Origin of the sequence: Microcoleus sp. POL10_C6, from assembly GCF_036701585.1 — a bacterium.
Lineage (GTDB): Bacteria > Cyanobacteriota > Cyanobacteriia > Cyanobacteriales > Microcoleaceae > Microcoleus.
This window is the reverse complement of record NZ_JAUBRB010000021.1, coordinates 64,897-81,183: the sequence shown is the minus strand read 5'-3', so window position 1 is coordinate 81,183 and position 16,287 is coordinate 64,897. Positions and strand designations below refer to the sequence as shown.

Here is a 16,287-nt window from a genome sequence, read left to right as displayed (position 1 = left end):
CTAAATCCGATATTTTTGGCGATCGCACTAATTGCCCTCAAGCCCTACTACAAAAGGCTCACCCCGGAATAGAAATCACAAACTCCGAACCCTGCCCCAAAGAAGAATTTACGAGTAACGTACCTCCATGTTTTTCCACAACAATTTGGTGTGCGATCGACAACCCTAATCCAGTTCCTTGACCCACAGGTTTGGTTGTAAATAAGTGGTTAAAGATGTTTTCCTGGACTTCCGCCGACATCCCCACTCCATTATCCTTAATCCGAATCAAAACCTGATTTTTGTCTTCGCTCAGAGCAGTTTGAACCGTGATTTGATTAGGTAGGGCTTTAATTTCACTAAAAGTGCGCTCCTTATTTGACTCCTCCAGAGCGTCAATGGCATTAGCCAGCACATTCATAAATACCTGGTTTAACTGTCCGGGAAAGCATTTCACTAGAGGCAAGTTACCATACTCTCTCACAACTTCAATGGCAGGGCGGAACTCGCTGGCTTTTAAACGGTGCTTGAGAATTAGCAGAGTGCTTTCGATCCCATCGTGAATATTGAAAGAAACGGGTCGATCGCTATCTGCCCTGGAAAACGTTCTCAAACTCGTACTGATATTGCGGATGCGCTCGACCCCCTCTTTCATCGAGCCAATCAATTTGGGCAAATCTTCTCGCAAATACTCCAAGTCTATATCCTCAATTTCTGTTTCAATTTCCACTCCCGGATGGGGAAATGTTGCTTGATACAAATCAATCAAATTGAATAAATCCCCCACGTATTCTTGAGCAGGTTGCAAGTTGCCGGCGATAAAGCCTACGGGATTGTTAATTTCGTGGGCTACCCCTGCGACTAAATTTCCCAGAGCCGACATCTTTTCACCCTGCACCAATTGCAGTTGCGTCTGTTTGAGATCTTGGATAGACTGCTCCAGTTTTTGGGCATAATCCTGAGATTGTTGATAAAGCTGTTGAGATTGCTGATATAAGCGGGCGTTTTCCAGCGAGATGGCAGCTTGGGAACAGAGGATGTTGAGGAGAGCGACGCGATCGCCAGTGAATGCCCCTGTCGTCAGATTATTTTCCAAATACAGAATTGCCATCATTTTGCCTTGATGGATAATCGGAGTACAGAGGATGCTCTTAGGTTGATGCTGCTTGATATAGGGGTCAGAAGTAAATATTAATTCAGTCTTGACATCATCGAAAACTAGGGTTTTCTGGGTGCGTTTGACGTAATTAATCACAGTCTGGGGAATTGATTCGCTATCCTCAATCCCAATAGTTTCTTGCAGAAGACAACCTTGGCGATCGCTACAGTGGACGGCGATTTTCCAGTTGTCCTCTTCTTTCAAAATCAATACTCCTGTTTGAGCGCCTGCATTCTGAATCGCTACTTCCATAAGGGTAGTGAGCAATTGTTCCAGCTTAATTTCGCTAGACAAAGCTTGATAAGCTTTGATAACAGTTGGTAAATCTATTACTGTGGTACTCGTACTTCCAGCAATTGTTTGGCGATGACTAGAAATTAATGAAGTCTCATGGGAGGTAGTACCTTTCTCGAACGAACCAGCATTTTCCTGTTTGAAGATAGGAGCAAGAAGTTCGGGATAGCGTTGTTCTAAATCGTCGATTTTTGCTTTCGCTCCCCAACGAGCATAAGCATAGTAAGCATCTCTTAGATATACCTGGCCAAGTTTTTCTTTCCCCCATGCCATGTAGAATTTAGCAGCCAATTCATTCGCCAGAGCTTCTTCGTTGAGATAATCGTTTTCTTTAGCAAGAACAATAGCGCGATCGTAATTCTCCATCGCCTGCACATTTTCACCCAGCACTCGGAAAAGTTCGGCTTCCACTAGGAAAAATTTGTGAGAGAAATTCATGGGGGCGTGATGCGCCCATTTATGAAGGGTTTCTTGGTTGCTTTTTACTTTTTCCAGATGTTCTTGTTTCTCTTCGGAGGAAGCCACATCGGTACAAACGCCCAGCCGTGCTAGAGAGTCATAAAAGTAGAACATGGGCACATTCAGCATACCCGTCACCGCGTCTAAATACTGTTCGGCTTGCCGAGCATTTTCTAAAGCTTGCTCGGTTTCTCCAAATAGGTAACACACAAGCATTTTATGGAAGTACAAATAGTGGAGCCCGTTGCGATCGTTTGCTTGGATGTGAAATGGGAGCATTGTTTCTTCATTGTAGGCATCTCCCACAAATTGACATGGATTTTCCGATCGCCCCAGCAGGTTTAATAAAGCCTGATGAACGATTTGAGTATAATTTAACGCTGCTTCTTGTTTAAATTGAACCAGCGCATTGCAGTAAGTCGCTACCTCCTCTTCGAGTCCGGCAATTTCCCGACCGATTAAATATGAATATTGAGAGATTTCTTTGGCTGAATATCCTAATTCTAGCTCTCCTGTTTCCAGTCCTCTGGCGTAACCCTCTTTTAAAAGAGGGATGGTTTCTTTAACATGATGTTTACCATGTATGATGTGAACGCCGACTGTATAATATACTTTAGTTTTGAGGTAATTAGCATTAAATAAATCAACAATATTTAACGCCAATTGCCCAAATTCAAACCCTGTTTCAATGTCTTGAACTACACCGCTTAATACCAATCCATACAAGCCGTAAGCAAAAGCAGATAAGGGAGCATTTCCATAACTAACCGACAAATGCACCATTTCCACAATAACCAGTGGCAGGAGAAGTGGAGCCGTGATGTAGGCTGGAGAAACTAAACCTGATAAAATCCGCAATGCTGCTTGCTTTTGGAGATTTTCCATTTCTGGCAAATCAATAAACTCCGCGATTTTTTTACCCGCAAAAAGTGACGCGGTTTGTTCTAGTCGCTGCTGAATATCTGCCGGAGTTGGATTTTCTGGGAAGCAGATTCCCAAGAGTTTGAGAACTGCTAACCCCATTTCAACGGCTTGTTTGGGTTTGACTTGCGCCGTACAAGCAGAAAGCTCGATTTCATAAACTTTGACCTTATCCAGCAGCGTTCTGGCATTGTGGAGGACTAAAGCTGCTAATTCCTGCATTTCCTGAAAATCATAGCTCAGGTATGCAGTTTCTGCCGCTAATACGTGCAGTTCGAGGGCTGTTTCATAGTGAGTTTGCCAGCTATCGGGAGCTAGGATTTGTCTGCCAAAACTTAAATATTTGCGTGCTGCAGCATAAGCAGTAGCAGTCTTCGCCTTGCGTCCCGCCGTCAAATTCAACTCAACCAGTTGGTAACGCTGTGTTGTTTCGGCAATTAAATCAACACCATAATTCAACTGGTTGACTATATTAAAAATTTGCTCTTCCCTTTCAGTTGTCGGAGTATTAATCAACAACAGTTGGCCAATATTGAGGTGAGTGGATTGTTTCTGGGATTCGGGAATCAAAACGTAAGCTGCTTGCTGTACGCGATCGTGCAGAAATTTGTAATAACAGGAGTCGGGATTCTGGAACCATGAGTCAGAAGTATTGCTGTCTCCTTGTGAATTCTGATTTATGAATTCAACCTCGTCTGAAGTAAAAAATTTATAAACTTCAGTTAGTGGGAGAATCAACCCTGCTTGCAAAGCAGGCCACAAGTTGGCTGCCGTATCTGAAGAAGATTTTTCACAAACTACCGCCAATGTTGCTAAATCGAATTCGTTGCCAATGCAGGCAGCTAACTTTAAAACTTCTTGCGTCTGGGATGGCAACTTTTGCAATTGAAGCGCCATGAACTCTACCACATCATCTGTCAGGGCTAAGGTTCGCACTGTGGCGATATCGCACTGCCAATACCGCTCGTCAAAATTAAATGTAATTAGCCCATCTTTATGCAGAGATTTGAGAAATTGCGTGCTAAAAAACGGATTGCCTTGGGTTTTTTGATCGACCAGTTCTGTTAAGGGAATAGCCAACGCTCTAGAACAAACTAAAGTATCGGCAATCAAACAATTCAAATTGAAGCAATCGAGCGGCGCGAGGGTAATGGTGTTTACCGTAGCTCCGCTTTGTTGAATGTCGGATAACGTCAGCACCAAAGGGTGTACGGGACTGACTTCGTTATCTCGATATGCTCCAATTAATAAGAGATAGCGCCGATCGCGATCGCTCGTCAGAAGTTTAATCAAGTTCAATGAGGCTGAGTCGGCCCATTGCAAGTCGTCTAAGAAGATGACGAGGGGATGTTCTTTGGTTGTGAAGAGTTGAATGAAGTTCTCTAATAAGCGATTGAAGCGATTTTGGGCAGCACTGCCGACGAGTTCTGGTGCCGGTGGTTGCTCTCCGATAATCCGTTCTAGTTCAGGAATTACCTCAACGATTACCTGAGCATTCTCGCCCAATGCTGCCAGGATTTGAGTCTTCCACTGTTCAACTTTAGCATCTGTTTCGCTCAGCAATTGGTTTATTAAATCGCGAAAAGCTTGTACAAAAGCTGAGAAGGGTTGGCTGCGTCCAAATTGGTCGAATTTGCCTTTGATGAAGTAGCCTCTAGCTGCGACAATCGGTTTGTGAACTTCGTTGACGACGGCGGTTTTGCCAATGCCTGAGAAGCCAGCCACCAGCATCATTTCGGCGCTTCCTGCACTGACGCGATCGAAGGCTGTCAGTAGGGAGAATACTTCGATCTCTCTACCATATAATTTTTCGGGAATGATGAAGCGATCGCACAAATCTCGCTGCCCTAGTTTAAAAGAGGCGATGTCTCCAGTTTTTTGCCACTGGTACCAACAATTTTCCAAATCAAACTTGAGTCCTAGGGCACTTTGATACCTATCTTCAGCATTCTTCGCCATCAGTTTGCTAACAATTTCAGACAACACCAATGGAACTTTATTGTTGAGGTGATGAACTGAGATAGGCTGCTTGGCAAGGTGACAGTGTACTAACTCTATCGGATCTTCGCTTTGGAAAGGCAACTGTCTCGTCAGCAGTTCGTAGAATGTGACTCCCAGAGAGTAGAAATCCGTGCGGTAGTCAATCCCTCGGTTCATTCGCCCAGTTTGTTCTGGAGATATGTAAGGTAAAGTGCCTTCAAGGAGGTTGGGATTTTGAATTTCTTGGGTTTGGCGCGGCAACAGGGAAGCGATGCTGAAGTCAATCAGCTTAACTTGTTTGCTGACAGGGTTAATTAAAATGTTGGCGGGTTTGAGATCCTTATGGATGATGTGGTGGCGATAAAGTCCCTCAAGCGAGTTGGCAATTTGAATGGCAATGGGAAGAAACTCGTTAAGGGGCAAGCCTTCTAGGGGTTCCTTGCTGGCGAACACCAGACTAGCGAGGTAGCTACTTAAGGAAATTCCGCCAAAGTCTTCCATCACCAGAGCATAGTGGTTATGGTAAGTCTCCAGGCTGTATGCCTTGACAGTGCCGGGGATCTCTAAGTTTTTAGTAATGACGTACTGGTTGCGGAAGTGAACCAGTTCGTGAAAGCGGGGAAAGTCATTTCGCAGCAGTTTGATCACGACGGGCTGCTGATCTGAAGACCGACGGCCACGATAAACTAGAGTTCGATTGCCTGCGTATATTTGCTCGTTAATTTGATATCCTCGAAAAATATTTGTTATGCTCGCCATACCTACCTACTCCTACTGCTTCTGTCAAGCCTGAAGCTTTTTAGAGTTACTATCTACTATTTTCGCTCTATCGGCTGTGCTATTGATTAACTATATTTAGTTTAATCTACTTTGTCGCTCAAACTATGAAAGCGCTCTCTTAAAACCAGACTTAATATTTTGGTTGTTTTTGCTTGTATACTTTTTTTGAGATAGCGTTGATTTAAAATTACTTTAGCTTTTGGCTTATTTGCTGAGTCATTAACACGCATTGATACAAGTGTGCGGGGTTAATTTAAGCTAACCTCTTCCTTACGAAAAAAAGCGTGAATTCTCAAGCGCTATGCTATTTTAATCAGTGTCAAGTTATTTTAATTATATCTCTCATATAATAGGATTACCATGATTTATATCACTGGGCTTCGGTCTACCTGTATGCAGAATTGAGTGTAATCACCATCGGCACATTTTACCAGTCTTACGATTGCCGCTAACTAACCTTTCTTTTATAAAAGATAGGCATGAAATATTCCCCATGCCAATCAAATCTGTAAAAACGCTCACGGTTGAGCTAAACAAAATTACCAAGGACAAGCTTGTGAGCGTTAGTCGAGTTGAGTTTGAGATTTACTTCAATGAATCTGGCAGATTGAACAGTGGTCTAAAATTTTTGCCTCTCCCCGAATCTTGTCAGCAAGCAAGTATCCATGGGGCGCGTGGTCAAAAAGGCGGCGCAGGCTCTACCAGATGCTCCGAATGTGTTAGAAATCCTTGAAATATCCTGCATTGATGAGTGATATCCATTCCGGTTGTATCGGAATGATTAAACCGCAGAGGACGCAGAGGATACAGAGAAAGGGAAGAGAGAGATGAATAATTCCGATGCCAACGGATTTGAGATGACAAAACTTTGTGGGTAAAAAAATCTAAATTAGAGTTATGGAAAACTGTCAACTTTTTTCGGCTAGGCATTTTAGCGTGAGTTCTGGACGATCGCTGACAAGACTTGCACGCAAACTCTAAGTCTAATGGGTGAAATTTTATCAATTTTTTGATAAACTTGATGTTCGCGGCTTGAGAGTTGACTTCACAATAAGACAGGTTTCACCAGTTGTGAACCGCGCTGCTACATTGCACCTACCGACTGAGCGGGCAGGTTGCTTTTGTGTCTGCGGGCGCTGACGAAAGCAACTCAACAGCGCAGCAAGCAAAATAACGCTAAAGTTACTATCTACCTGAGTCCGCAAGGCTACCCTTCCGAGCTCAGGAAAAACCCACACAAAAAACTAGATCGGCTGCAATGTATCTAGTTGCAGGGCGGCGATCGCCCAAAGAATCACTGCTTTTTAACAGCAGGGTATTCTAGGAGACATCTCTGAGGCGATGCGAGCGAGATAATTTAAAATCTGCAAACAGGGTTTCAGTGCTAGGTACAGGCCGCATAGACGTAAATTTTTAATCAAATCAGCTTCCAATGTGCTGTCTTAAAGTTTACTAGGCTCCCACCGCTCGGCAGCCTTCTCTCTCCGAGCTATAAAAACGCATCAACCACACAATCACGGAAATAACATTCAATCAACATGGGTAACACGATCGATCCAAACAGAAACGTGCATCAGACTGAGCGAGGAACTCCATTCGCCGGCCAAAGCTGGTTAGTGGAAGAAAGAGATGCCTGCGGTGTGGGTTTTATTGCCAACCAAAGCGGCGAAGCTACGCACTCGATTATTGAAAAAGCGCTCCCAGCTTTAACTTGTCTAGAACATCGCGGCGGTTGCAGCGCCGACCAAGATTCCGGCGACGGTGCGGGTTTGATGACCGCGATTCCTTGGGAATTGCTGGATACTTGGTTTGTCGAACAGGGAATTGTGCCTCCGGCGCGGGAAAACTGCGGCGTGGGAATGCTGTTTCTGTCTCAAGATAAATTTCAAGCGACTATAGCGCGGCAGGTGGTTGAGCAAGTTCTGACCGATCGCGAGCTGACAGTTGTGGGATGGCGCAAAGTTCCCATTGTACCGTCGGTTTTGGGCGAGCAAGCGCTAGAAAATCAACCTCAAATCGAACAAGTAATTGTCAGTTCACCGCACTTAGCCGGAGACGAACTCGACAAACATCTATTTCTGGCGCGCCGCACGATCGGACACGCGCTGTCAAATCGCCCCAACTTCACCCGCCAAGACTTTTATACTTGCTCTTTTTCCTGCCGCACGATCGTCTATAAAGGCATGGTGCGATCGGCCGTACTGGCAGAATTTTACCCTGACCTGAAAAATCCCGCTTATAAAAGCTCCTTTGCCGTCTATCACCGGCGCTTCAGCACCAACACGATGCCCCGCTGGCACTTAGCCCAGCCCATGCGCTTGCTGGGACACAACGGGGAAATTAACACGCTGTTGGGCAATATTACCTGGATGAAGGCGCGGCAAGCGAATTTAGCTCACCCGAATTGGACTCAAGCTGATATCGACACGTTCAACCCCATTGTCAACCCCGAAAGCAGCGATTCGGCAAACTTGGACAACGTGATGGAGTTGTTGGTACACTCCGGCCGCACCCCCCTAGAATCTCTGACAATTCTGGTGCCCGAAGCTTACAAAAATCAGCCGGATTTGGCTCCTTATCCAGAAATTGTCGATTTTTACGAGTATTACAGCGGTATTCAAGAACCTTGGGACGGCCCGGCACTGCTGGTGTTCAGCGACGGGAAACAAGTAGGTGCTACGCTCGATCGCAACGGTTTGCGGCCGGCCCGCTACTGCATTACTAAAGACGGTTTGGTAATTGTGGCTTCGGAAGCGGGAGTTGTCGATATTCCCGAAGCAGATATTGTCGAAAAAGGCCGTTTGGGGCCAGGACAAATGATTGCAGTTGACCTGCAAACCAAGGAAATTCTCAAAAATTGGCAACTCAAGCAGCGAATTGCTAAGCGGCATCCCTACGGCGAATGGCTGCAACAAAACCGCGAAATCTTGCAACCGCAGCCTTTTGCCGAAACAGCAACCCTCGACTCCCAAACCCTGTTAGCAACCCAAACTGCTTTTGGCTACACAGCAGAAGATTTGGACATGGTGATCGTCGAGATGGCGAGTTCTGGGAAAGAACCGACTTTCTGCATGGGCGACGACGCTCCCTTAGCTGTATTGTCAGAAAAGCCTCAGTTGCTGTACAACTATTTCAAACAGCGGTTCGCTCAAGTGACAAATCCGCCGATCGACCCCCTGCGCGAGGGGATGGTGATGTCGCTGACGATGAATGTGGGCCTGCGGGGCAATTTACTGCAAGCAGTACCAGAAAATGCCAAGCGCATGAAAATTGATTCCCCCGTACTCAACGACGCTGAACTGTCTTTCTTGAAAGATCAAAAGTCTTTCCCCGCAACCGAATTGTCAACGCTTTACAAAATTGCGGCCGGGCCTGGAGGTTTGAAAACCGCAGTCGAGCAACTTTGTCAAAAGGCGGCTCAAGCCGTGCGCGAGGGTTCGAGAATTCTGATTTTGAGCGATCGACTTTTGAAGAAAGAAGGCGATGGATCTTCTGTTGGATTGAGTGCAGAATGCACTTATATTCCGCCCTTCCTGGCCGTTGGCGCGGTTCACCACCACTTAATTAGCGTCGGGCTGCGGATGCAAACTTCCCTAGTTGTCGATACCGCCCAATGTTGGAGCACTCACCACTTCGCTTGTTTGATCGGTTACGGTGCGGTGGCTGTTTGCCCTTACCTGGCCTTAGAAAGCGTGCGCGCCTGGTGGTCTGACAGCAAGACTCAAAACTTGATGCAGCACGGCAAAGTTCCCAATATTACCGTGACACAGGCTCAAGCTAAATATCGCACAGCGGTGGAAAATGGGCTGCTGAAGATTCTCTCGAAAATGGGGATTTCACTACTGGCTAGCTATCAGGGGGCACAAATCTTTGAGGCGATCGGCATTGGCGGCGATTTGCTCGATTTGGGCTTCAAAGGCACTGTTTCTCGGATCGGCGGTTTGAGTGTCGCGGAACTGGCTAACGAGGTAATGTCTTTCCACAGTCAGGCTTTCCCAGAATTGGTTCTGAAAAAGCTGGAAAACTTCGGCTTCGTGCAGTACCGTCGCGGCGGCGAATATCACATGAACAGCCCAGAAATGGCCAAGGCTTTGCACAAAGCCGTGACTACTTTTAAGGCTCAAACTAACAGTAATGGCAATGGGGCCGAACCAAAAATGACACCAATTGGTGACAAAAATTCGGAAAGTGCCTACGACCATTACGAGGTTTACAAGAAACAGCTCGAAAATCGCCCGGTAACTGCTTTGCGGGATTTGCTCGACTTTGCGAGCGATCGCCCTCCCATTGCGATCGAAGAAGTAGAATCTGTAGCAGATATTGTCAAACGCTTCGCCACCGGCGGAATGTCTCTCGGCGCTTTGTCCCCAGAAGCCCACGAAACGCTAGCGATTGCGATGAACCGCATCGGCGGCAAATCCAACTCCGGCGAAGGTGGCGAAGATCCGGTGCGCTACAAAGTGCTAAACGATGTGAGCGCGGCGGGTTTCTCACAAACGCTACCTCACTTGAAAGGTTTGCAGAACGGCGATACAGCTTCTTCATCCATCAAACAGGTAGCTTCGGGACGCTTCGGGGTGACTCCTGAGTACCTGATGAACGCCGAACAAATTGAAATTAAAATCGCACAAGGTGCGAAACCAGGTGAAGGCGGTCAATTGCCAGGGGCGAAAGTGAGCGAGTACATTGCTTATTTGCGCCGATCGAAACCGGGTGTCACGCTGATTTCGCCTCCTCCTCACCACGACATTTATTCGATCGAGGATTTGGCGCAGTTGATTTTTGACTTGCACCAAATCAATCCGAAAGCGGGAGTTTCGGTGAAGTTGGTGTCGGAAGTCGGCATCGGGACTGTAGCCGCCGGTGTCGCCAAGGCAAATGCTGATGTGATTCAAATTTCCGGCCACGATGGCGGCACTGGTGCTTCGCCACTGAGTTCGATTAAGCACGCAGGTTCTCCGTGGGAACTCGGATTGACAGAAGTTCACCGGGTGCTGATGGAAAATAAATTGCGCGATCGAGTTTTGCTGCGCGTTGACGGTGGCTTTAAAAGCGGCTGGGACGTGATTGTAGGCGCTTTGATGGGCGGCGAAGAGTACGGTTTCGGTACGGTGGCAATGATTGCAGAAGGCTGTATTATGGCTCGCGTTTGCCACATGAATAGTTGTCCGGTCGGCGTGACAACTCAACAAGAACACTTGCGGAAACGGTTCCCCGGAACGCCGGAACACGTGGTGAATTTCTTCTATTTCGTAGCACAAGAAGTGCGGAGTTTGCTGGCGAAATTGGGTTATAAGTCGATCGCAGATATCATCGGCCGCGCGGATTTGCTGAAAATGCGCGATGGGGTGCAACTAACTAAAACCCAAGCAATTAATTTGGATTGTTTGACCAAGTTACCGGATACTAAGAGCGATCGCTCTTTCTTGATCCACGGCGACGTACACACAAACGGGCCAGTGTTAGACGACGATTTGCTGGCGGATGCTGAGATTCAAAGTGCGATCGCCAATCACGGCACTGTTAGCAAGAATGTAAAATTGGTGAATACCGATCGCACTGTGGGAGCGCGTTTGGCAGGTGCGATCGCACAGCAACACGGCAACACCGGCTTTAGCGGTCAAATCACCCTCAATTGCACTGGTAGCGCGGGCCAAAGCTTCGGCGCGTTCAATTTGCCGGGGATGACGCTGGTGCTGTCAGGCCAAGCCAATGACTACGTTGGTAAGGGGATGCACGGTGGCGAAATCGCGATCGCACCGCCGGCTGGTGCGACTTATGATGCTTCCGAAAATGCGATCGTCGGTAACACTTGTTTATACGGTGCGACGGGGGGAACTCTGTTGGCTGCGGGTAAAGCTGGCGAACGGTTTGCAGTGCGTAACTCGATGGCGAAAGCAGTGATCGAGGGTGCGGGCGATCACTGCTGCGAGTACATGACTGGTGGCGTGATTGTGGTGTTAGGAAAAGTCGGCCGGAATGTCGGCGCTGGAATGACTGGCGGCTTGGCTTATTTCCTCGATGAAGATGGGACTTTCCCGGCTCACGTCAACGGGGAGATTGTGAAGATGCAGCGCGTTTGTACGGCGGCTGGGGAGGCGCAATTGAAGGAGTTAATTGAGGCTCAGCGCGATCGAACTGGCAGCAAGAAAGCTGAGAAGATTTTAGCAAATTGGTCGGAATATTTGCCGAAATTCTGGCAAGTTGTGCCGCCAAGTGAAGCGAATTCGCCGGAGGCTTCGGAACAAAAGATTGCTGTGGAAGTTTAATTTTCCAGTTGGTTAAATAGATGAGGGGCGACGCGAGTTGCCCCTTTTTTCATCTTCATATCAAAAGCGAAATTATTCATCTCTCTTTCTCTTGTGTTCCTCTGCGCTCTCCGCGCTCTCTGCGGTTTAATAATTCCTAAACCTTGGCTTTCCTCTTTTAACCGTTGTTTTATTAATCACCAGATAACAGAAATTACACCTGAAGCCGTAATATTTCCATCGCACGTCAACAGCGCAACAGTTTCACCTTGATTTTGCAAAATCATTGCCGTTGCTACAATTTGACGATCGTGCATTTCATGGATGCTCAATAAGCTGAGCGTTTGATTGATAATAGTTCGATCGAGTGGATAAACTGCGATTCTAGAATCGCTATTAATCGCATTGAACAACGCATTAACAGATGGAATTGATGTTTTTCCTCGTTCTACAATCCATGCAGCTTCAGCCAAGGGGATCGCAGGTAAAACAAGCTGACTGTCCAAATTGGATAGAATGGCTTGGACTTGAGTCCCAAATCTTTGATTTCCTTCGAGAAACCAGATCAGCGCGTGGGTATCAATGACATATTTCATCGGCAGCTATGACCAATCTAATTCATCGTCAGTATCCCCTTGAAATTCGGCAATCTCGAAATCAGCTTCGGTGGATTGATGAGAACCTGCAAACATTCCAAACTGGATAAATGTAGGCGTTCGAGGAATGGAGGGCGCAGCCAAAAAAGTAATCACCACGCGACTTTCATAAATATTTTCAGGAAATTCTAACAGTTCGATGACTCCATTTCTGTAAATTCCTTCAAATGCTTGGAGCATAATGATTCACCTCGCGTACAATATGGTCTATCGACTCGCTAGCTAACAATCCCAGTCTAACAAATCTTCCCCCAAAAATACAAATTTTTGATATAATAGTTTCAGCAAATATAACCTTATATCAAATCTGTCGGGCGATCGGCATTCGTGGAGGTGCTGTTTTCCACATCAAATCTATTTCTTCCGGTGTCAATCCGTAAGCTTGATTAACTAAGTCGGATAAACGGTGTTCGAGTCTCAACGCCTCAGCTTTGCGAGATTGAATGGCCGGTGCATATTCATTATAAGTTTCGCGGACTGCTTTTAGTCCAGCAACGCCGAGAGGATCGGAGGATTTAGTTTTCGGCATTCGCTTTCTGATTTCTGCTACAAACTCTGCAAAGGAAAGCGCAGAAAAATCTTCGAGTTTTTGTCCGACTTTATCAATTAAATAAGTGATTTCCAGCCATTGCAAGACATCTCGGTGAGTTTCTTGATTAGTTTTGGCGATTTCAATTAAACGGCTGACAATTGGTTCTACTTCGGCACGAATTGAGTCAGTTGGTGGTGCGATGGGTAAAGTTTCTACCTGTTCTCTAAACATTCGCAGTGTGTCATTGATTCCTTTTTGCAAAGTGTGGTGACAAATCCACCAACTTATTGGCGAACACAGCCACCCAAGCATATAAAAATTTCCTGTTGGCCATAGATAGCAAGTATTCACTGGGTATATCTCTTGAGAGACGAAGCAAAACCAAGAATAAGTAGCCAAATCTTGAGTGATAATTTTTGGTTCTTGAAAAACGTTATAGTAGGCACACGATCGCAGTTCCCACCAGTAACGCCCTTGGTCGGAACGCTTAGACAGTTTTTCTTGCATCGGCTTCATATACTTATATACCGATGGAAATGTTTGTGCAAATACTTCCTCTGCTTTATCGTTTGCGGTACTCCACGGCCATACACTATCGCTGCTAGACTTCAGCAGAATAATCCAAAGATTTTCCCACTCTGGACTCCAGCGTTTAATGTTCTGACCTCGCAATAATGGCTTGATGATTTCAGCGGATTTAGGGTCTGCTTGCACTAGACTGTTTTTAGTCGCTTCATCAATTAAAAAAGCTTCATTCAATCCTGTTAAAATACCTCGATAAGGCTTAACCCCTGCAAAATCTTTAAGCGGAACACCCACTCGTTGAATTTTTTGCATCAAATCATCAACAGCAGGAGGTTCCAAACTCCAAGCATTCGCAGTAAAACGATCTCGCGAAATTTGATAACCGTGTTGTTGAACGTATTGTGTAAGGTTGATCTTAGCAAGATACTCGCGCGGAACCGGACAAACAATCACAGGCGAATTAGGTTCAGATTTACCTGGCTCAATCTCGCTTTCAGTTTCAGAGATACATAGAGAAGCGTTAGGCTTTCTGACTGCGACAATACAGGGAAAAGTATCAGCATCTTCAAAAATTGGCGCGTGTCCAAAATCAATAATTTGATCTAGTAAACCTTGACTCGCAAAAAACTTGCGTAGAGGTTCGCCGTATCCAGACCTCAGCCATTTATTTGTAACAATATACGAAAGCACTCCCCCCGGTTTGAGAATGTTTAATCCGAGTTCATAAAAGTAAGTATAAAGGTCTGCTACGCTGTTATAAGATTCATAATTTGCTTGCAAGTATGGTTTAATTGGAGATAGCAACTCCTGCCGCACGTAAGGCGGATTGCCAATCACAACATCAAAACCGCCATCAGCAAAAATCTGGGGAAATTTAGCTTGCCAATCAAACGCTGTATCTGCTACATTACTGTCAGCGACGATCGAGTTTCCCGCTTTAATGTTATCATCCAAATAAGTCAGCGTTTTACCCGCTTGGGCCGTCTTTAACCACAGGGAAAGTTTGGTAATTTCCGCCGATTCCGACAGCAAATCTACGCCGTACAGGTTGTTGCTTAAAATGCTTCGGTCAAATTCCAGCGACTTGCCGTTTTTTGGCTTATACCCCAAAGCATTCAATTCGCGATCGACTCTTTCGTACTGCTGCATTAAATAATCAAAAGCCGCAATCAAAAAAGCACCCGAACCGCACGCCGGATCGATGACTCGCGTTTTTTGCAGCACTTCCTCTCGATACGCTTTCCAAAACTTAATTGCAGTTTTCTTGGGTGGCTTAACCGACACTTCAGCAACTTCGCTCATTAGGAAGAAATCGCGTAACTCTTGCTCTCGCCGATGCAGATAGCCGCCGAGAGAAACCTCGACAATATATTGAGTAATAAAAGCAGGCGTGTAAAACACACCTTGAGTTTTCCGCTTGCCTTTTTTCTGATTGTATTCCTGTCCGGTAGTTTCAGCATTTAATTCTTCCAAATCTGTAACAGACTGCTCGAAAATATGCCCCAAAATATCGACGGAAACTTCGGTGTCAAAATCAAATCGCCTCAGCTTATTAAGCAGACTGCATAAAGGATTTGGCACGGTCAATTGTGCGTCTAAAATCGGATCAAATTTAAATAAACCGCCGTTGTATCCCGGTACAGGAGGGTCATCATTTCCCACATCAACCCAGCGAAATACAGATTGATAATTTTCCCAAATTAATCTAGGATTGTATTGGTCTTTGTTGTCGTGAGCGTTGCTGAGGGTTTTTGGCGGCAGCAATCCTTTATCTTCACAAAAAGCAATGAATAAAACGCGGTCTAAAGTTTTTTGAGCTTTTTCAATGAGTACGCGATCGCGGTTGGGGATATCCGACGGCCCAGAAAAGCGAAAATGCTTGACGAGAGCGAGTCGAATTGCTTTGTATTCTTGATATAATTTATTGGTAATTTCCTCTTGAGCTTCGTCAGAGTCTTTTAACAGTCTGTCAATAACAGAAACTGTTTGGTCTTGGTTTTTAGGCAAAAAATTGCGGCGGCACAGCAGAAAGTAAAACCGCTTAAAAGCTGCAATATCCGCCAAGTCAGTCAGAAAAAATTGTTCGTAATAAGCGGGAGTTTTATTGGTATGATAAAGTCGCAACTCTCGATAATTCGAGACAATAATCCAGCGACAATCGGGTGTATAATTAGCGTAGCGCCAACCTTGGTCAACTGCTGATTCCGATCGCCCGGATGCGGGACGATCTAAATCATTTTTCGCTCCCTTGAGTTCGATCGGAGCAATCACTTTACCTTGCAGGGACACGGCTTTGCCTTTAGGATTGTCAGCAGCAGTAAAAAAGCCGATCGCCCCGTCAGCAGAACCGCCGCCATCAGATATCGCTTGTTCCGCGTTAATTTCCCAAGCTTTCCCCGCACCTTGAATTACCGAGCAATATCCCAAAACATCCTGAAAAATATCATTAATAAAACTACCGTGCAGCGCAACTTCTTTAACTTCGTCTAACGTACCAGTTTTAAGTGTTGCAATCCACGTTCCCAATTTTTGGTGGCGCACTTCCATATCTTGCGGAAAGCTAAAAGCACGCAAAGCAGTGTTGAATGTTTTGCTGTGAAAAAGGGCGCGACTAGAGCGATTTGTCATCTTTTCAAGCAGGTTAATAAAGTTAATTTTACAGCATCCAAGTGCAACAGCGGCTCAGACCTTCTGCTATCAAATCAGTTATACTCAAAGGTCGAGCCTCTTCAAGGGCTTCGCTAACACACCCTA

The 16,287-nt window shown here is 45.8% G+C and carries 5 protein-coding genes; 1 reads left to right on the top strand and 4 read right to left on the bottom strand.

The features are described from left to right. Positions 1–58: 58 nt before the first annotated feature. The gene (locus tag QUA34_RS14210; RefSeq protein ID WP_333387529.1) at positions 59–5,551 is read right to left on the bottom strand and encodes an AAA family ATPase; all 5,493 of its coding nucleotides are present in this window, start codon (positions 5,549–5,551) and stop codon (positions 59–61) included. 1,559 nt (positions 5,552–7,110) lie between these two features. Here QUA34_RS14210 and QUA34_RS14205 point away from each other — a divergent pair. Further along, on the top strand, positions 7,111–11,841 hold the full coding sequence (locus QUA34_RS14205) for a glutamate synthase-related protein (protein WP_333387526.1): 4,731 nt from the start codon (positions 7,111–7,113) through the stop codon (positions 11,839–11,841). A 176-nt stretch (positions 11,842–12,017) separates the two neighbouring features. Here the strand turns inward: QUA34_RS14205 and QUA34_RS14200 are convergent, their stop codons facing one another. The 3 genes from QUA34_RS14200 to QUA34_RS14190 form a co-directional block, all read right to left on the bottom strand. Next, positions 12,018–12,416, bottom strand: a complete 399-nt coding sequence (locus QUA34_RS14200) for a PIN domain-containing protein (protein WP_333332407.1) — start codon at positions 12,414–12,416, stop codon at positions 12,018–12,020. 6 nt (positions 12,417–12,422) lie between these two features. Continuing rightward, positions 12,423–12,656 (bottom strand): hypothetical protein, encoded by a 234-nt coding sequence (locus QUA34_RS14195; RefSeq protein WP_242718023.1) that lies wholly within the window; start codon positions 12,654–12,656, stop codon positions 12,423–12,425. 121 nt (positions 12,657–12,777) lie between these two features. Then, complete coding sequence (locus tag QUA34_RS14190; protein WP_333387523.1) at positions 12,778–16,161, bottom strand: Eco57I restriction-modification methylase domain-containing protein; 3,384 nt, start codon at positions 16,159–16,161, stop codon at positions 12,778–12,780. Positions 16,162–16,287 lie beyond the last annotated feature (126 nt).

What these genes read in the sequence shown, in the direction of transcription:
- QUA34_RS14190 (WP_333387523.1), bottom strand. Translation starts at nt 16,161, where the DNA reads ATGACAAATCGCTCTAGTCGCGCCCTTTTTCACAGCAAAACATTCAAC.
- QUA34_RS14195 (WP_242718023.1), bottom strand. Translation starts at nt 12,656, where the DNA reads ATGCTCCAAGCATTTGAAGGAATTTACAGAAATGGAGTCATCGAACTG.
- QUA34_RS14210 (WP_333387529.1), bottom strand. Translation starts at nt 5,551, where the DNA reads ATGGCGAGCATAACAAATATTTTTCGAGGATATCAAATTAACGAGCAA.
- QUA34_RS14205 (WP_333387526.1), top strand. Translation starts at nt 7,111, where the DNA reads ATGGGTAACACGATCGATCCAAACAGAAACGTGCATCAGACTGAGCGA.
- QUA34_RS14200 (WP_333332407.1), bottom strand. Translation starts at nt 12,416, where the DNA reads ATGAAATATGTCATTGATACCCACGCGCTGATCTGGTTTCTCGAAGGA.